Source organism: Streptomyces sp. VRA16 Mangrove soil (assembly GCF_017377775.1).
Taxonomy (GTDB): domain Bacteria; phylum Actinomycetota; class Actinomycetes; order Streptomycetales; family Streptomycetaceae; genus Streptomyces.
The window spans coordinates 49,559-68,239 of the sequence record NZ_JAFVLN010000017.1 but is presented as its reverse complement, the minus strand read 5'-3'; the positions used below and the strand labels follow the sequence as shown (position 1 = coordinate 68,239).

Below are 18,681 nucleotides of genomic sequence, written 5' to 3'. Positions count from 1 at the left end.
CAGCAATACCGCAAACGAGGAGAACCCCAGTGGCCGAGCTGTTCTACGACGACGACGCCGATCTGTCCATCATCCAGAACCGCAAGGTCGCGGTGATCGGCTACGGCTCGCAGGGCCACGCCCACGCGCTGTCCCTGCGTGACTCGGGCGTCGACGTCCGCGTCGGTCTGCACGAGGGCTCCAAGTCCAAGGCGAAGGCCGAGGAGCAGGGCCTGCGCGTCGTCACCCCGTCGGAGGCCGCTGCCGAGGCCGACGTCATCATGATCCTGGTGCCGGACCCGATCCAGGCCCAGGTCTACGAGGAGTCCATCAAGGACAACCTGAAGGACGGCGACGCGCTGTTCTTCGGTCACGGCCTCAACATCCGCTTCGACTTCATCAAGCCGCCGGCGGGCGTCGACGTCTGCATGGTCGCCCCGAAGGGCCCGGGCCACCTGGTCCGCCGCCAGTACGAGGAGGGCCGCGGCGTTCCGTGCATCGCCGCCGTCGAGCAGGACGCCACGGGCAAGGCCTTCGAGCTCGCCCTGTCGTACGCCAAGGGCATCGGCGGCACCCGCGCCGGCGTCATCAAGACGACCTTCACCGAGGAGACCGAGACCGACCTGTTCGGTGAGCAGGCCGTCCTCTGCGGCGGTACCGCCGCCCTGGTCAAGGCCGGTTTCGAGACGCTGACCGAGGCCGGCTACCAGCCGGAGATCGCGTACTTCGAGTGCCTGCACGAGCTGAAGCTCATCGTCGACCTCATGTACGAGGGCGGCCTGGAGAAGATGCGCTGGTCGATCTCCGAGACCGCCGAGTGGGGCGACTACGTCACCGGCCCGCGGATCATCACGGACGCCACCAAGGCCGAGATGAAGAAGGTCCTCGCCGAGATCCAGGACGGCACCTTCGCCCGTGAGTGGATGGCCGAGTACCACGGCGGCCTGAAGAAGTACAACGAGTACAAGACCGCCGACAGCGAGCACCTGCTCGAGACCACCGGCAAGGAGCTGCGCAAGCTCATGAGCTGGGTGGACAACGAGGAGGCGTAAGCCTTCACAGGACGGGGCCGCGGCACACGCCGCGGCCCCGTTCTCCATAGGCTGCGCACGCCGTTGTCCACGGCGTCCAGCCACGGAAGGGTGATCCTTCCAGGGAGGCGTAAGACGACCTCCCGCGCGCCACTACACTGCTGAACTAATTCGCGTTGGGCCCACAGCGTCGTGCGCTTTTCACGCGGCAAGCAAATCACCTCCACCGCTTGCGGCCGTCGGGACGGCCGTCCGCATTGGGACTTGTGAGGACTCACGTGAGCACTGCTGCCAACGGCAAACCCGTCGTACTCATCGCTGAAGAGCTGTCGCCTGCGACTGTCGACGCCCTGGGCCCGGACTTCGAGATCCGCCAGTGCAACGGCGCGGACCGTGCCGAGCTGCTGCCCGCCATCGCCGACGTCGACGCGATCCTGATCCGCTCGGCCACCAAGGTCGACGCCGAGGCGATCGCCGCGGCGAACAAGCTGAAGGTCGTCGCACGAGCCGGCGTCGGCCTCGACAACGTGGACGTGTCCGCCGCCACCAAGGCCGGCGTGATGGTCGTGAACGCCCCGACCTCCAACATCGTGACCGCCGCCGAGCTGGCCTGCGGCCTGCTCATCGCCACCGCGCGCAACATCCCGCAGGGCTCGCAGGCCCTCAAGGGCGGCGAGTGGAAGCGCAGCAAGTACACGGGTGTCGAGCTCGCCGAGAAGACCCTCGGCGTCGTCGGCCTCGGCCGCATCGGCGCCCTCGTCGCGCAGCGCATGAGCGCCTTCGGCATGAAGGTCGTCGCGTACGACCCGTACGTGCAGCCCGCGCGCGCCGCGCAGATGGGCGTGAAGGTCCTCTCCCTCGACGAGCTGCTCGAGGTCTCGGACTTCATCACCGTCCACCTCCCCAAGACCCCCGAGACCATCGGTCTCATCGGCGACGAGGCCCTGCACAAGGTCAAGCCGTCGGTGCGGATCGTGAACGCCGCGCGCGGCGGGATCGTCGACGAGGAGGCGCTGTACTCGGCGCTCAAGGAGGGCCGCGTCGCCGGTGCCGGCCTCGACGTGTACGCGAAGGAGCCCTGCACGGACTCCCCGCTGTTCCAGTTCGACCAGGTCGTCTGCACCCCGCACCTCGGCGCCTCCACGGACGAGGCGCAGGAGAAGGCCGGTATCGCCGTCGCCAAGTCGGTGCGCCTCGCCCTCGCCGGTGAGCTCGTGCCCGACGCCGTGAACGTCCAGGGCGGCGTCATCGCCGAGGACGTCAAGCCGGGCCTGCCGCTCGCCGAGCGCCTCGGCCGGATCTTCACCGCGCTCGCCGGTGAGGTCGCGGTCCGCCTCGACGTCGAGGTCTACGGCGAGATCACCCAGCACGACGTCAAGGTGCTCGAACTCTCCGCGCTCAAGGGCGTGTTCGAGGACGTCGTCGACGAGACCGTCTCGTACGTCAACGCCCCGCTGTTCGCGCAGGAGCGCGGCGTCGAGGTCCGCCTGACGACGTCGTCCGAGTCGCCCGACCACCGCAACGTGGTCACCGTGCGCGGCACCCTCGGCGACGGCCAGGAGGTCTCGGTCTCCGGCACGCTCGCGGGCCCGAAGCACCTGCAGAAGATCGTCGCCGTCGGCGAGTACGACGTGGACCTCGCCCTCGCCGACCACATGGTCGTCCTGCGGTACGAGGACCGTCCGGGCGTCGTCGGCACGGTGGGCCGGGTGCTCGGCGAGGCCGGGATCAACATCGCGGGCATGCAGGTCGCGCGCGCCGACGTCGGCGGCGAGGCGCTCGCCGTCCTCACCGTCGACGACACCGTCCCGCAGAACGTGCTGAACGAGCTGGCCTCGGAGATCGGTGCCGCCTCGGCCCGCTCGGTCAACCTCGTCTGAGAACAAGGCAGTTGAGGGCCGGACCACCCCACGGTGGTCCGGCCCTCAGCCGTTGGTGTCCGCGGGCTCGATCAGGCCCTCGCGGTAGGCGATGCCGACGGCCTCGGTGCGGCTCGCGGCGCCCAGCTTGGCGAGGATGTTCGAGACGTGGACGCTCGCCGTCTTGCCGCTGATGAACAGTTCCTCGCCGATCTGCCGGTTGGTGCGCCCGCGGCCGAGCAGCCGCAGTACGTCGCTCTCCCGGGCGGTCAGTGCCGCGATGGGCCCGTCGGCGGCGGCCGTGTCGAAGAGGCGGCCCCGCCGCACCAGCGCGTCCACGGCGTCGCGCAGCGGCACCGCGCCGAGCCGCACGGCGGTGTCCCGGGCCGCGCGGGCCTGGACGGCGGCCTCCTCGCGCCGGTCGGCGGTGAGCAGCGCCTGCGCCAACCGGCTTTGGCAGCGCGCCAGTTCGTACGGATCTCCGAAGCCGAACGCCTCGACCGCGCGCTCCCAGGCGGCGACATCGGGCCCGGTGTCGCCGCGTATCGCCTCCGCCTCGGCGCGGGCCAGCCAGGCCAGGCCCTCGGGGCCCTGCTCGGCGCCGTCCTCGCCGTGCGCCGCCGTGGCGCGGGCCAGCTCCACCAGCTCGGCGGCGGTGCCCGCCCAGCGCCCGGCGCCCGCCGTGTCGCCGGACAGCCGGGACTCCTCGGCCGAGTCCGCGACCGCCGACAGGGCCAGCGCGGCGAGCCGGACCACGACATCCGGCGGGCCGGAGCCCGGCGGCCCGGCCAGGGCCTCGCGCGCGGCGTGCACCTGCCGTACGGCTTCCCCGGCGTCACCGCGCAGCGCCGCCGCGTCGGTCAGCACGATGCTCGCGACGAGCGTCGCCATCCAGTCCGGTTCGCCGTCGAACAGTGCGCGGGCCCGGGTGACGGCCGTCTCCTGCTCGCCGCGCGCCAGGGCGACGTACAGGGCGGGCGCGGTCGCGAACCCGCCTGCGGCCGGGAGCAGTTCGGCGTCGGCGGCCGCCGCCCGCGCGCACTCGTCCCAGCGGCCCAGCGTGTAGAGCAGCAGGGACTGCAGATAGCGCAGCGCCAGGCCGTACGCGGAGGAGAGCAGGCCGGACCGGCGGGCGCGGTCGAGGCCCTCCCCGATCCAGGTCAGCGAGGTGTCCAGTTCACCGGACTCGTAACAGCCGAGAGCCAGGTTGTAGAGCGCCCGCATCTCCACCGGCAGGTTTCCCGCGGTGCGGGCGAGAGCGCGGGCCTGCTCCAGTCGCTCGCGGCCCTTCGCGGTGCGCCGGGTGTCCGCCTCCAGGCCGACCATCGAGACCGTCAGGTCGGCCTGTGCGTCCGGGAGACCGAGCCGCTCCGCGATGTCGAGTGCCTGCAGCCCGATGTGCTCGGCGTCCTCGTCGCGGCCCACGTGCCGTGCCGCCATCACATGCGTCGCCGCCGCCCACACCCATGTCGGGGAGGGCGGCTCGGCGGGTATCAGGGCCAGGGCCTCGCTGCTGTAGGTGAACGCGGCCTGGAGGTTGTCGATGCCGATCAGGTTCCCGGCGAGGGTGTAGCGCACCCGCGCGGCGAGCTCGGAGTCGGCGTCGGGGCCCGCCTGGGCCAGCGCGGAGCGGGTGAGCTGGACCGCGCGGTGCGGGTCGCCCGCGTGGGCGGCGGCGGCCGACGCGCGCAGGGTGAGGCCGACCGGGTCGACCGCGCCGGGGCGGGCGGCGGCGTCCACCGCCTCCCACAGTTCGAGCGCGGTCTCCAGGTGGCGCAGCTCCTCGGCGGGCGCGCCGACCCGCTGGGCGTGCCCTGCGGCTTCCAGGGAGGCGGCCAGCGCGTCGGCCAGGTCGTGGCTCTCGCGCGAGTGGTGGGCGCGCTCCGCGGCCGAGCGGCTCTCGCCCTTGAGGAGCGCGGCGAACAGACCATGCAGCCGGACCCGCTCGCCGGGCAGCAGATCCGCGTACACGGCCTCACGGGTCAGGGCGTGCCGGAACGAGTACGTCGCGGCGTCGCCCGGCACCAGGAGCTGGTGCCCGACGGCCTCGCGCAGTGCCGACTCCAGCTGTTCATCGGGCAGTTGGACGGCGTCGCGCAGCAGCTCGTGCCCGACGCTGCGGCCCGCGACGGCCGCCGTGCGCAGCACCTGCTGGGCGGTCTCGGTGAGCTGCTCGATGCGGATGAGGAGGACGTCCGCCAGGCCGGTGGGCATGGCCGTGCCCTCGGTCGGCAGCGCGGCGAGCAGCTCCTCCGCGTAGAAGGCGTTTCCCTCCGCGCGGTCGACGATGCGGCGGACCGTGCTGTCGGGGACGGGCGCGGTGCCCAGGGACCGCACGAGCCGTGCCACGTCCGCGTCGGCCATCGGGCGCAGCTCCAGCCGGTCGACCGCGGGCAGCCGGACCAGCTCGGCGAGCAGCGGCCGCAGCGGGTGGCGGCGGTGCAGGTCGTCCGTGCGGTACGAGGCGAAGACGGCGAGGCGGCGGCCGGGCCCGCCCCGGCTGAGCAGGAAGCGGAGCAGATCCCGCGACGACTGGTCGGCCCAGTGCAGGTCCTCGATCACCAGCAGCAGCGGGGCCAGGCCCGCCAGGTCCGCGAGGAGACCCGCGACACCCTCGAAGAGCTGGAGCCGGGAGCCGGGGTCCGGCGTCGCCTGCGAGGCCGGTCCGAGCAGCCGGTCCACCGCGGGGTGCGCCGCGAACGCCGGGGCGAGCCGCTCGTCGGCCGCCGCCGCGCCGAGGATCTCCGTGAACGGCAGGTACGGCAGGCCGACGTCACCGAGGTCCACGCAGTGACCGGTGAGGACGGTGGTGCCGGAGGCGGTGGCGTGAGCGGCGGCCTCCGTCAGCATCCGGGTCTTGCCGACCCCGGCGTCACCGGCCAGCAGGACGGCCCGCGCGTCACCGGCCGCGGCTCGTGCCAACACGCCGGTGAGCTGGGAGAATTCGCCGTCTCTGCCGATGAACGGGGTACCGAATGTCTGTGCCACGGGCTCATCCTGGCATGCGGCGACGGCCGCGTCCCGCCTCGGGCTCCCGCCGCTCGGCGAGGGTGCCGTCAGGCCGCCCCGCCGTCACCTGTGGCGGATGAAGGTGAGCGTCGCGTGCGGCTCGTCGGGGCGCGGCGGGCGGATCCAGGGGGTCGCCTCGAAGGAGTGGAGACGGCCCCGGGTGAGCGCCGCGTCCGGCAGGCCGATCCCGTGGAGTTCGGCGAGGGCGTCGAGGGCGCGCAGCACCGCGGGGACGTGCCCCGCCGGTCCTGGCGCACCGAACCCCAGCCGCTCCGGGGCCAGTCCGTCCGGGACGTCGCCCCTGCGGTCCTCGACGGCGGGGCCGCGCACGGTGAACGCGAAGCGCTCCGCGCCGTCCTCGGCGAGCGACAGATGGAACACCGGCACGTCCCCTCTCTGGTCGCACCAGACGACGATCGCCCGGCGGCCGTCCCGCGACGCGGGCAGCGCCGGTGACACGAACCGGTCGGCCCTGAACCCGGAGAGCGGGTCCCCGTCGAACCCGAAGCTCCAGCCCTCCCCGGCCCGGCCCACGCGCAGCAGCACCGGGTCCTCGTCCGAGCTGAACGAGCTCTTGCCCGGGTGATGGTGTCTGCGCAGGTCCCAGCCGTGCAGCGGTGGCGAGAGCGGGGCCTGACCCGGGCCGCCGAGCAGGGCGGGCAGCTCGTCCGGGGCGGCACCCTCGACCAGGACCATCCGGAACGTACGGAACGGCTGCCGGCCCGGCGCTACGGCGCGCGCCGGCCAGGACAGGCCCGCCGGCGCACCCGGCGCGGCCGGCTCCGGTGCCGGGCCCCGCTCACCGCCGCGCGGGGTCGCCAGCAGCTCCGCGCACCGCTCGGGCGTGAGCACGGGGCCGAGCACCGGGTCGGCGAGCAGGCCCACCGGGGCGAGATGGTCCCGGTCCAGCGGCTCCCATCGCGGCAGCGCCTCCCGCAAGATCCGCCAGGCTTCGGTGTCGTCGCCCCAGCGCGCCGCCTCCCACGCCTCGTCGACGGCCGCGCCGAACGCGCCGCCGGGCCGGTAGCGGTGGCTCCCCTCGCGGATCGCGCGCAGGATCTCGCCGGAGGTCTTCGCGCTGTCGGGGAAGATCTCCGGATCGGCGAGGTGGTCGACGCGTCCGGAGCCGCCCCGCGTGACCTCGGCGGCGTACAGCGGAAGCAGTTCGGTGACGTAACGGGGATGGTCGGGCAGGGGCTGCTGGGCGCCCCTGGCGCGGCCCTGCCCGAGCCGGTTCAGCTGGTGCAGCATGTCGGACGCGCCCGGGCGTCCGTACCGCGCGGCCTCGTCGAGGAGCTCGGCGGCCTCGGCCGGGCGGCCGCGCAGTGCGGCGGTGCGGGCCCGGTCGACGGCGGCGTCCTGGGTGCGGGTCGTCTCATCGGTGAACGCGGTCGCGCCCTCGTCGCTGATCCGGAAGCGGTGGAACTCCTGGTGCATCGCGACCATGAAGTGCGCGAACGACGGGTATCTGTCGGGTTCCTCGGCCCGCCAGCCCGCCCAGGTCCGCACCGCCCACTCGCCGTCCGCCGACACGTCCTCCGGGTCGAGCAGTACGAAGACGGCGTCCGACTCGGCGTCCACCTGGAGGGCCCGTGACCAGAGGCCGACCTGTGCCCTGACCTCCGGCGGGTTGCCCTCCTCGGCCCAGAACGCGTCGAAGTCCGCGCCGAGGCCGAATCCGTCCTCGTGCCAGTGTGCGCCGGCCGTGCCGTGCACCTGCCACACGAAACGGCCCGCGTACCGCCAGCCGTCGCTGACCTTGAGGAACTCCCGGTACGACGGCGGCAGTTCGCGCCCGAGGCGCTGCTCCAGGGCGGTGATGTCCGCCTCGGTCGCCGGTGGGTACCCGAGTCGTGCGTCGTCGTCCGCTCCGGTGCTCGCCGGGTCCGGGTCGATCGACTCGGCCCGGGAAGCGGCCCATTCGTCGCTCCACCGGGTCAAGAACCGCTGCCAGTCGAAGGTCTTCGCATCCATACCACCGATCGTGACACCCCCCACTGACACTCCCGCCACATCCCCTCGGGCGACAGTCCGCCCGCCCCACCCGCCTTGGGCAATCGCCGCCCGCCCCGCCCGCCTTGGGTAATCGCCGCCCGCCCCACGCGCCTTGGGCAATCTGCCGCCATGGGCGGCAGGGTGGGCAAGGCGGCACCCCGGCGCGGGGTGAGCGCTCCCCGGCGGCGTTCAGCTCGGTCCCGGGCGCTTGGGTGCCGGGTGCAGCTCCGGTGGGGGTTGGTCGCGCAGTTCCCCGCGCCCCTGGCGGGGCACGACTCTGGCCGGTCGCGTCATGGCCGGGTGCGGCTTCGGTGGGGGTTGGTCGCGCAGTTCCCCGCGCCCCTGGCGGGGCGCGACCGGTGTCTGCCGAGCCTAGGGTTCCCCGTGCCCCTACAGGGTGCGACCGGTGTCTGCCGGGTCGAGGGTCCCCGTGCTCCTGGCGGGGCACAAGCGCCGGCCGGACGCAGCCTCACCCCCGCGCCACGAAGGGCGGCCACCCGCAGGGGTGGCCGCCCTTCGCCGAACAACTCCGAGCCCCTCAGATGCGCCGCGCCAGCAGCGCCGCCCCGATCAGCACCACGATCCCCGCCACCGCGGCCAGGTGCATCCCGTTCGTGAACGCCTCCCTGGCCTGCGCCAGCAGCTCCTCACCCGCACGGCCCGGCAACTGCCGGGCCACAGCGAGCGCCCCGCCCAACGTCTCGCGGGCCTCGGCCGGAGCCCCGGCCAGATCGTGCCGGTAGACCGCGGTGCCGATCGAGCCGAGCACCGCCATCCCGAGGGCCCCGCCGAACTCCTGCCCCGTCTCCAGGAGCGAGGACGCCGAACCCGCCTTCTCCGGCGCCACGGTGCCGAGCGCCAGATCCGTCAGCTGCGACATCACGATCACCGCGCCGCAGGCCAGCACACCGGCGCCCGCCAGGACGATCCAGAGCGAGTCGGTGCCGGTCAGCGTCAGCAGCCCGTAGCCCGCCGCGGTGACCAGGAACCCGATGGCGACGACCGTCCCGCGCCGCACCCCGCGCTGCACGAGCTGCCCGGCGACCGGCGCCGCGAACCCGATGAGCACGCTCGGCAGCAGCGCCCACAGCGCCGCTTCCAGTGCGCTCTTGCCGAGCACCGCCTGGAGGTACTGCGTGGTGTAGAACGCCGACCCCATCATGGTGAACGCCGAGACGAGGTTGAGGGCCACCGCGGGACCGAAGCCCCGCCCCTCGAACAGCGACGGCGGGATCAGCGGCGACTCGATCGTGCGCTGGCGCCGTACGAAGAGGGCGCCGAAGGCGAGTCCGACGACGACCGCGGCCACGTAGCGCACCTCGAAGCCCTCGGACGGGATCTCCTTGATGCCGTAGACGAGCGGCAGCACGGCGGCCATCGACAGCGGCACGCTCAGCAGGTCGAACCGGCCCGGACGCGGGTCCTTCGACTCTGGCAGGAGCAGCGGCGCGAGGACGAGCAGCAGCACCATCGCGGGCAGGTTCACCAGGAACACCGAGCCCCACCAGAAGTGCTCGACGAGGATGCCGCTCATCACCGAGCCGAGCGCGACGCCGCCGGTCATGACGCCGGACCAGATGCCGATGGCCTTCGCGCGCTGTTTGGCGTCGTGGAACATGTTGCGGATCAGCGCCATCGTCGACGGCATCAGCGTCGCGCCGCCGATGCCGAGCACCGCGCGGGCTGCGATCAGCATCTCCGCGCTGTTCGCGTACGCGGCGCACACCGACGCCGCGCCGAAGGCCGTCGCGCCGAGCATCAGCAGCCGGCGCCGCCCGATGCGGTCGCCCAGCGCGCCCATCGTCATCAGCAGGCCCGCGAGCACGAAGCCGTAGATGTCGAAGATCCACAGCTGCTGGGTGCCGGTCGGCTCCAGGTCCGCGGTGATCGAGGGGACCGCGAAGTAGAGGACCGAGACGTCCATGGAGACGAGGAGCAGCGGCAGCATCAGGACGCCCATGGCGGTCCATTCCCTGCGCCCCGCAAGGGAGTTGGTGGCCCCGGGGGAGGACTGGGTGGTGCACGGCGAGTTCGTCATGACAGGAACCATACGAGCGTCTTAAACGCTTGTCTAGTACGAGCGTATGGAACACTTGTATAAGACGTTCGTCTGGAACCTGAGTAGGGTGGCGCCATGGGACACCGTGAAGATCTGCTGGAAGGCGCCAAGCGCTGTCTGATGGAGAAGGGGTTCGCGCGCACGACGGCGCGCGACATCGTCAAGGAGTCGGGGACGAACCTGGCGTCCATCGGCTACCACTACGGGTCGAAGGACCTGCTGCTCGCGCAGGCCTACATCGCACTGGTCGAGGAGCACTCCGACGACTTCGACCGCGGTGGTGAACTGAGCGCGCCCGCCGGTTCGTTGGAGCGGTTCCACGAGGTGTGGGCGAACGTCATCGACACCATGGGCAAGCCCGGCTCCATCTGGCACCTGGGCATGGAGCTGATGGTCATCGGGGACAAGATGCCCGCGGCCCGCGACTTCGTCGCCCAGGCGCAGCGCGAGGGCGGGCGCGGGGTCATCCCCATGTTCATGGGCGGCGAGGAGCCGCCGGCCGACGACCCGAGCGTCGACACCCTGGGCAAGTTCTACATGGCGCTGATGTCCGGGATCATCGCGCAGCACATGCTCGACCCGGAGACGGCCCCGACGGCCGACGAACTCACCGAAGGGCTGCGGCAGTTGGTGGACGCCGCGGTGCGGGCCTCGTCACAGGCGTGATGCCTTGAGCCCCATGTGGAGGAGCAGCCGGTCCTCGCCCTCGTCCAGGTCGAGCCCGGTGAGCTGCTCCACCCGCGAGAGCCGGTAGTACAGCGTCTGCCGGTGGATACCGAGGGCCGCCGCGGTGCGGCCCGCCTGCCCCGCGCAGTCGAGGAACACCTCGGCGGTGTGCGCCAGTTGACGGTGCGCGGGGGAGAGCAGCGGGGTCACCGCCGGATCGTGGGCGGCCTCCGCGGGCAGCGCCGTGAGCAGCCGGTACGGGCCGATCGCCGACCACTGCGTGTCGGGGCCCAGACGTGGATTGGCCAGCGCGGTGCGGGCGGCGGCCTGCGCCTCCTGCCAGGCCGCGGCCAGGTCGGCCAGATCGGTGCGGGGCGCTCCGATACCGGCGGCGGCCCGGCTCGCGCCCGCCCGCGCGCGCAGCTTCGCCGCCGCGGTGAGCGCCGGGGTCAGCACCTCCGAGGAGCGCAGCCGCACCAGCAGCGCCAGACACTGCTCCGTCACCCCCCAGGGCACCGTGCACAGCGCGTCCGCCGCCGGGATCGTCCGGATGGACGGCGCGTCGTCGGGATCGGCCGACGGCCACGGCGCCACACAGACCACGGTGTGCAGCCCCTCCGCGCGCGTCCCGAGCGCCGTGCGCAGCGCCGCCACCGCCATGTCGCGCTGCCAGCCCCGCTCGGCGGTGAGCACCGAGTGGAACTCGCGCGTCAGGTCCGCGCCCGCCTGCGCCTCGTCCGCGAGCTGCGCGCCGATCCGGCCCGCCACCTCCATCGCCGCGTCCAGCTGCTCCTGCGTGGGGCCCGGCTCGTCGTCCAGGAGCCATACGTAGCCCAGGACGATGCCTCGGTGCCGTACGGGCAGACAGATGCGGCCCCGGTACACCCCCGCGTCGGGCGTCGCCGGGATGCGTACCGGCTCCTTCGCGCGGGCGATGCCGAAGCCCTCGAACCAGGCGCGGACCTCCGGCGTGGAGGAGCGCGTGAGGATCGAACGGGTGCGGACCGGGTCGAGGGCGCCCTCGTCGAAGCCGGACTCGCCGTCGCTGACCTGCGCACCGAACGCGATCAGCCGGAAATCCCGGTTCTCCAGGGTCGCGGGGGCGTCGAGCAGCGCCGAGATCTCGTCGACCAGGTCCTGGTAGTCACCCTTCACCCCGCCATTCTCACCCACCCCGGGCGTTCCTTCATACAGATGTCTGAGGTCGCGGCCACAGATGCGTGACAGCTGTCGATGGCACAGGATCGGAGGGATCCTTAGATTTCACGGTGGTTCCACGTGCCGTTCCCGCTTTGTGTGGTTTGCGGCACCCTTCCTACTCATGCTCCATGGAGGTGCCCCGTGCTGGCTCCCCTGATCCTCGCCGCGTCGCGCAGTGACAAGATGCGCAAGTTCGTGTCGGCGGCGCCGGGCACCAAGCAGGTCGTCGACCGCTTCATCGCGGGCGAGAGCGTCGACGACGTGATCCCGGTCGTTCAGGACGCCGCCGCCAAGGGCCTGGAGGTCACCCTCGACGTCGTCGGTGAGGACATCACCACCGTCGAGCAGGCGTACGCCGCCCGCGACGCCTACCTGGAGCTCATCGGCCGCCTGAAGGAGCTCGGCCTCGGCACGAAGGCCGAGATGTCCGTGAAGCTGTCGATGTTCGGCCAGGCGCTGGAGGGCGGCCACGAGCTCGCCCTCGCCAACGTCCGTCCCGTCGTCGAGGCCGCCGCCGAGATCGGCACCACGGTCACCCTCGACGCCGAGGACCACACCACCCTCGACTCGATGTTCGCCATCCACGAGGAGCTGCGGAAGGACTTCCCGCAGACCGGATGCGTCATCCAGTCCTACCTCTTCCGCACCGAGGACGACGCCCGCCGCCTGGCCGCCGCCGGCAGCCGCGTGCGCATCGTGAAGGGCGCCTACAAGGAGCCCGCCGAGGTCGCGTACCAGGACAAGGCCGAGATCGACAAGGCGTACGTGCGGATCGTGCGCATCCTCATGGAGGGCGACGGGTACCCGATGATCGGGTCCCACGACCCGCGCCTGATCTCCATCGCCCAGGAGCTGGCCCGCCAGGCCGGGCGCAAGCTGGACGAGTACGAGTTCCAGATGCTGTACGGGATCCGCAGCGACGAGCACCTGCGGCTCGCCGCCGAGGGCCACCGGATGCGTGTCTACACCGCGTACGGAACCGACTGGTACGGATACTTCATGCGCCGCCTCGCCGAGAAGCCGGCCAACCTCCTCTTCTTCGCCCGCTCGGTCCTCACCAAGGGCTGAGCCCCCGCAGACCTCGCAGTCCCCAACTCCCCGACCCCCCGAAGGAGATACGGACCCATGACCCTGGACGCCGTGACCCAGGTCCCCGCCCCGGTGAACGAGCCGGTGCACGGCTACGCCCCCGGATCCCCGGAGCGCGCCCGCCTGGAGGCCAAGCTCAAGGAGCTGGCCGAGAACCCGATCGACCTGCCGTGCACCATCGGCGGCGTCAAGCGGATGGGTGGCGGCGAGCGCTTCGACGTCGTGCAGCCGCACAACCACAAGGCCGTCATCGGTACGTACGCCAACGCCACCGAGCAGGACGCCCAGGACGCGATCGACGCCGCCCTGGCCGCCGCCCCGGCCTGGCGCGCGATGTCCTTCGACGACCGCGCCGCGATCATCCTGCGCGCCGCCGAGCTGCTCTCGACGACCTGGCGCGAGACGCTGGCCGCGTCCACCATGCTCGGCCAGTCGAAGACCGCCCAGCAGGCCGAGATCGACACCCCCTGCGAGCTCGTCGACTTCTGGCGCTTCAACGTCCACTACGCCCGCAACCTGCTCGCCGAGCAGCCGCCGGCGAACTCCACCGGCGTGTGGAACCGCATGGACCACCGCCCGCTGGAGGGCTTCGTCTACGCGATCACGCCGTTCAACTTCACGGCCATCGCGGGCAACCTGCCCACCGCCCCGGCGCTCATGGGCAACGTCGTCGTGTGGAAGCCGTCCCCGACGCAGACCCACGCCGCCGTGCTGCTCATGCAGCTCCTGGAGGAGGCCGGTCTGCCCAAGGGCGTCATCAACCTGGTGACGGGCGACGGCCTCGCCGTCTCGGAGATCGCGCTCAACCACCGCGACCTCGCCGGCATCCACTTCACGGGTTCCACCAAGACCTTCCAGCACCTGTGGAAGACGGTCGGTACGAACATCGAGAAGTACCGCACCTACCCGCGCCTCGTCGGCGAGACCGGCGGCAAGGACTTCGTCGTCGCCCACCCGAGCGCCGACCGCGCCGTCCTGAAGACCGCGCTGACCCGCGGCTCCTTCGAGTTCCAGGGCCAGAAGTGCTCGGCGTCCTCGCGCGCCTACATCCCGGCCTCCATCTGGAACGACGGGTTCAAGGAGGAGTTCGCGGCCGAGGTCGACGGCATCACCATGGGTGACGTCACCGACCTGTCGAACTTCATCGGCGCCCTGATCGACGACCGCTCGTTCGCCAAGAACAAGGCCGCGATCGACCGCGCCAAGGACGACGCGTCCTGCACGATCGTCGCGGGCGGCACCTACGACGACTCCGTCGGCTACTTCGTGCGCCCGACCGTCATCGAGTGCACGGACCCGGAGAACGAGGTCTTCAAGACCGAGTACTTCGGCCCGATCCTGGCGGTCCACGTCTACGAGGACGACCAGTACGACGCCATGCTGGAGCAGATGGAGTCGGCGTCCGACTACGCGCTGACCGGCTCGGTCATCGCGAACGACCGCGCCGCCGCCGCGGCCACGATGGAGAAGCTCCGCTACGCCGCGGGCAACTTCTACATCAACGACAAGTCGACCGGCGCCGTCGTCGGCCAGCAGCCGTTCGGTGGCGGCCGCGCCTCCGGTACGAACGACAAGGCCGGCGCCCCGCAGAACCTGATGCGCTGGACGCTGACCCGCGCCATCAAGGAGACGCTGGTCCCGCCGACCGACTACACGTACCCGCACATGGGCTGATCCCAGCCCGTCCACCGGCAGGCCCCGCCTGCCTCTTGACCCCCGCCCCCGGCCTGGGCCCCACCTCGGCCGGGGGCGGTGTCGTGTCCGCAGCCGCGGGAACCGGGGTGCGCCCGGCCGCGTCCTTGCCCGCATGACGATCACCACCGACGGACGCGACCTCGTGTGGGACGGCTGTTTCAACGTCCGTGACCTGGGCGGGCTCGGAGCCGTCCGGCGCGGGGCGGTGGTCCGGGCCGACCACGTCGGCAAGCTCACGGCGGACGGCTGGCGGGCGCTGACCGCGCACGGGGTGCGGACCGTGGTCGATCTGCGCAACCCGGACGAGTACCGCGAGGACGCCGCGCCCCGGCCGGACGGTGTGACCACGGTGCGGGTGCCGCTCGACGGGCGTGACGTGCCGGGGGCCGACGCGTTCTGGGACCGGTGGTGGGGGACCTGGGAGTTCGGTACGCCCGTGTACTTCCGGCCGTTCCTCACGCACTTCCCCGAGCGGGTCGCGGCCGTGGCCCGCGCCGTGGCACGGGCCGAGCCGGGCGGCGTCGTCGTGCACTGCGCGGCGGGTCGCGACCGTACGGGGATCGTCGCGCTGGTGCTGCTCTCCCTCGCCGGGGTGGCACCCGAGGAGATCGCGGCGGACTACATGCTGAGCGGGGAGCGGGTCTCGGCGATGAACGCCGCGCTGGGGCGGCCCGACGACTCCGCCGAACTGGAGGCAGGGCTCTCCGGCGCCGGGACCTCGGCCCATGAGGCGGCGCTGGAGGTGGCCCGGTGGTTCGACGCCCCCGGGTATCTGGCGTACGCGGGGCTGAGCGCCGCGGATTCGGACGCGCTGCGGGAGCGATTGGTGGGGGAGCGATAGGGGGATCGGTCGAGGGGAGCGGTAGGTGGGGGAGGGGCGGACGACGCCGGTCCGCCCCTGGGCCCCGGAACGACAGAGACCGTCACTCCCCGTCGGCCACCACGCTCAGCACGATCTTCCCCTGGGTGCGGCCCGACTCGCCCATCTCGTGGGCCTTGCCCGTCTCCTCCCACGGAAGGCGGGCCGAGACGTGCGGGCGGATGCGGCCCGCCGCGAGCAGGGCCGCGACCTTGCGCAGGGTCGCGCCCGACGGCTGTACCGCGACCGGCGCGAACCGGACCCCGCGGGCCTGCGCGTCCTGCGCCGTGACGCCCAGGTCGGAGAGGACCGCCGAGACGAGCAGCCCGCCGGGGCGCAGCGTGACCAGGGTGCGGGGCCCGTAGTCGCCGCCGATCAGATCCAGGGCGACGTCGATGTCGTGGACCGCCCGGGTGAAGTCCGTCGTGGTGTAGTCGAGGGGCTCGTCCACCCCGAGATCGTGCAGGAAGGCGTGCTTGTCGGCGCGGGCGGTCCCGATCACGTACGCGCCCTCCGCCTTGGCGATCTGCACCGCGATGTGGCCGACGCCGCCCGCCGCCGCGTGCACCAGGACCCGGCGGCCCGGACCGATCTGGCCGATGTCCACCAGCGCCTGCCAGGACGTGAGCGCGGCCGCGGGCGTGGCGGCGGCGTGCACATGGTCGATCGTCGCCGGTTTCGGCGCGAGGTGCTCGACGCGCACGGCGACGTACTCGGCGTACGCGCCTCCCCTGATCATGCCGAACACCTCGTCGCCCGGCCGGAATTCGGTCACGTCACGGCCGCACGACTCCACCACCCCCGACAGGTCCCAGCCGAGGGTGAACGGCGGATCTCCGAACAGTGGCGCCTCGCCGGTGCGGGCCAGCCGGTCCACCGGGTTCACCCCGGCCGCGTGGACGCGGACCAGCACCTCGCCCTCGTGCGGCTCGGGCCGCTCCACCTCCACCATCTCCAGCACGTCGGGTCCGCCGAGCCGCCGCTGAGTGATCACACGCATGGTGGAACTCCTCCCCAGGGGCCGGCCTGGCCACCGCGGCGCGGCCGGTCTGGGTCCATCGTCGGGGGCGATCGCCCCGCGCGCCATGGGGCGTCGCCTCCCCGACTCCCTTGCCGGTAAAGGGAGTCAGCGGTCACATGTGGTGCGCTCCGCCGACCAGCGGCAGGCGATCGCCGCGAAGCCGCCGTCGGCCACGACCGGCACGGAGAACGTGTCCCCGCCGCGCACGACGTGCGGGGTGCGGACCAGGCCGCCGTCGCCGTCGTCCGTCACGGTCTCCACCAGCCACTTACCGGCGCCGATGCGCAACGGCACGTCGACCGTGCGGGCCGCGCCCGCGAACGTGCCGCCGATGAACCAGCGCCCGCCCGCCGAGCGCGCCGTCACCGCCGCCTTCCCCGGGTCGCCGAGCAGCAGCCGGGTCGTGTCCCAACGGCGCGGCAGCTGCTCCAAATAGGCGCGCGCCACCGGCCGTTGGTCGTACGACTCCGGGGTCCCGGCGAGATTCGTGACGCCGGACTCGTACAGGACGGAGAGCCCGAGCTCGCCCGCGTCGGACGCGACGTTCGGACGGTAGGGGCGCTGGAAGGCGCCCGGCGTGAAGTCCATCGAGCCGATCGCGTTCCGGGTGAACGGCAGGATCGCCAGGTGCTCGGCGGTGTTCGTGCGCTTCTCCTCGCCGCCCACGCCCTCCATCGTCATCACCTGCGGCCAGGTGCGCTGGATGCCCTTGGGGACCGTCGAACCGTGGAAGTTGACGAGGAGATGGTGCTGCGCGGTCGCCGCGAGGACGTCGTCGTACCACTTGAAGCGGTCCTGCGACTCCGAGTCCATGAAGTCGATCTTCACGCCGGCGACGCCCCAACGCTCCAGCGTGGACAGCCACTTCTCGCGCTCGACCGGATCGGTGAGCAGGGAGTAGTGCAGCCAGACCTGGATCCGCACGCCGCGCTGCTTCGCGTAACTCACCAGCCGGGGCATCCAGTTGCGGGTCTGCCACTCGGGGTCGATCACCTCCCACTGCCCGGGGAGGAAGTACCAGCCCGCGTCGACCACCTCGTACGGCCAGCCGCGCTCGGCCGCGTAGTCGACGTACTTCTTCTGCGCCTCCAGGCTCTGCCCGGCCTCCTTGCCGCCCGCGAGCCAGGTCCACAGGGCCGGGCCCGGCTCGATCCAGGACGTGTCCTTGACGCGGGAGGCCGGTGCCAGGTCGTCGACGAGGGTCGACTCGGTGACCGTGGCGAGCGAGCCGGTGATGACGGCCCGCCACGGGGTGGCGAGCGCCTTCCCCGCCGCCACCCGCACCGGATCGTCGTTCCACAGACCGACGCCGTACGTGGCCGAGCCCGCGGTGTGGGTGAGGTGGGCGCCCGCGTAGCTGCCGGTGAGGTCGGACTCGGCGAGCAGCGCGTAGCTGCCGGGGGCCGTGCGGAACAGGCCCATCATCCCGTAGCTCCCGGTGGGAGCGGAGGCCGCCGGGTACTGGGTGAAGCGGTTCTCGTTGTCCGCGCGGTAGGCGTTCAGCCAGGCGTCGGTGCCGTCCGGGAACGTGAACGCCGAGGTCTCGCGGACGATCGCGCCGGTGGTGGCCGTCGTGGCGGCGGGCAGCCGGTAGCGATAGGCCACGCCATCCGATGTTTCCCGGACGACGAGATCGAAGCGTGCGCCCCCGTCACCGCCGGCGCGCAGGTGGTACGCCGTCTCGCGGGCGTGCACCGTGCGCAGCCGCGACTTGCCCGCGGTGGCGCGGTACGTCTCGTCGACGCTGCGGGTGTCGTGGCCGGTCAGTGTCAACTTCTGGCTCAGGTCGGCGTGTTCGGTGACCAGGCCGACCGGCGACGGTGCGATCACCTGCGCTCCGCCGGCGCTGACGGCGAGCGTGGGTCTGCCCGTGTCCGGGTCGAGGGCGACGGTCGCGGTCGGGCCCGGGGAGTGTGCGGTACCGGTGGGTGCGGCGCTCTCGGCCGCCGCCGGTCCGGTGCACAGCGCCGCGGTGAGCAGCGCGGCCAGGGACAACAGGGAAGTGCGGAGGGGGAGTTGGGGCTTCAACGGGTCACTCCGATCCGTGAGGCTACCTAGACATCCGATGAATCGGAGCATGGAGGGTCGGGTGGGGACCGTCAAGGCGAACGACGCGAAAATGTTCGGATCGATGACCGCGATTCAGGTCCATGAACCCGTGCGCCGGCGCGCCGCGCTCCTGTCGCCCATCGCTCGTCGCGCGCCGCCCATCGCTCGCC

12 protein-coding genes are annotated in these 18,681 nt (G+C 72.4%); 6 read left to right on the top strand and 6 right to left on the bottom strand.

All coding sequences use genetic code 11. The features are described from left to right. Window positions 1-29 precede the first annotated feature (29 nt). Together ilvC and serA are read left to right on the top strand one after the other, a co-directional pair. Window positions 30-1,031: a ketol-acid reductoisomerase gene (gene ilvC, locus J3486_RS34525; protein ID WP_207827715.1), complete on the top strand. Its 1,002-nt coding sequence runs from the start codon at window positions 30-32 to the stop codon at window positions 1,029-1,031. Between the two features lie 257 nt (window positions 1,032-1,288). Next, complete coding sequence (gene serA / locus J3486_RS34520; RefSeq protein ID WP_207827713.1) at window positions 1,289-2,890, top strand: phosphoglycerate dehydrogenase; 1,602 nt, start codon at window positions 1,289-1,291, stop codon at window positions 2,888-2,890. Window positions 2,891-2,935: 45 nt separating this feature from the next. On the opposite strand, the gene J3486_RS34515 is transcribed toward serA, so the two are convergent. The 3 genes from J3486_RS34515 to J3486_RS34505 form a co-directional block, all read right to left on the bottom strand. Next, entirely contained in the window at window positions 2,936-5,857 is a 2,922-nt protein-coding gene (locus J3486_RS34515) for a helix-turn-helix transcriptional regulator (protein WP_207827712.1), read from the bottom strand. An 84-nt stretch (window positions 5,858-5,941) separates the two neighbouring features. After that, window positions 5,942-7,852: an SMI1/KNR4 family protein gene (locus J3486_RS34510; RefSeq protein WP_207827710.1), complete on the bottom strand. Its 1,911-nt coding sequence runs from the start codon at window positions 7,850-7,852 to the stop codon at window positions 5,942-5,944. A gap of 559 nt (window positions 7,853-8,411) precedes the next feature. Beyond that, entirely contained in the window at window positions 8,412-9,911 is a 1,500-nt protein-coding gene (locus J3486_RS34505; RefSeq protein ID WP_207827708.1) for an MFS transporter, read from the bottom strand. Window positions 9,912-10,007: 96 nt separating this feature from the next. Here J3486_RS34505 and J3486_RS34500 point away from each other — a divergent pair, with 96 nt between their 5' ends. Further along, window positions 10,008-10,598: a TetR/AcrR family transcriptional regulator gene (locus J3486_RS34500; protein WP_207827707.1), complete on the top strand. Its 591-nt coding sequence runs from the start codon at window positions 10,008-10,010 to the stop codon at window positions 10,596-10,598. Here the strand turns inward: J3486_RS34500 and J3486_RS34495 are convergent. Next, complete coding sequence (locus J3486_RS34495; RefSeq protein WP_307805057.1) at window positions 10,587-11,771, bottom strand: helix-turn-helix domain-containing protein; 1,185 nt, start codon at window positions 11,769-11,771, stop codon at window positions 10,587-10,589. The two genes, J3486_RS34500 and J3486_RS34495, sit on opposite strands and share 12 nt — an antisense overlap. A 168-nt stretch (window positions 11,772-11,939) precedes the next feature. Between J3486_RS34495 and J3486_RS34490 the strand changes: the two genes are divergently transcribed. The 3 genes from J3486_RS34490 to J3486_RS34480 all read left to right on the top strand — a co-directional run bounded on the left by J3486_RS34490 (window position 11,940) and on the right by J3486_RS34480 (window position 15,423). Beyond that, window positions 11,940-12,866: a proline dehydrogenase family protein gene (locus J3486_RS34490; RefSeq protein WP_207827705.1), complete on the top strand. Its 927-nt coding sequence runs from the start codon at window positions 11,940-11,942 to the stop codon at window positions 12,864-12,866. 63 nt (window positions 12,867-12,929) lie between these two features. After that, window positions 12,930-14,561, top strand: coding sequence for an L-glutamate gamma-semialdehyde dehydrogenase (gene pruA, locus J3486_RS34485; protein WP_207827843.1), 1,632 nt, complete (start codon window positions 12,930-12,932; stop codon window positions 14,559-14,561). 133 nt (window positions 14,562-14,694) lie between these two features. Next, window positions 14,695-15,423 (top strand): tyrosine-protein phosphatase, encoded by a 729-nt coding sequence (locus J3486_RS34480; RefSeq protein WP_207827703.1) that lies wholly within the window; start codon window positions 14,695-14,697, stop codon window positions 15,421-15,423. Window positions 15,424-15,505: 82 nt separating this feature from the next. Here the strand turns inward: J3486_RS34480 and J3486_RS34475 are convergent, their stop codons facing one another. Together J3486_RS34475 and J3486_RS34470 are read right to left on the bottom strand one after the other, a co-directional pair. Beyond that, window positions 15,506-16,441 carry an NADP-dependent oxidoreductase gene (locus tag J3486_RS34475; protein ID WP_207827700.1) on the bottom strand — a complete coding sequence of 312 codons (936 nt, stop codon included), beginning with the start codon at window positions 16,439-16,441 and terminating at the stop codon, window positions 15,506-15,508. A 126-nt stretch (window positions 16,442-16,567) separates the two neighbouring features. Continuing rightward, window positions 16,568-18,541, bottom strand: coding sequence for a glycoside hydrolase family 97 protein (locus tag J3486_RS34470; protein WP_207827699.1), 1,974 nt, complete (start codon window positions 18,539-18,541; stop codon window positions 16,568-16,570). Window positions 18,542-18,681: the final 140 nt, after the last annotated feature.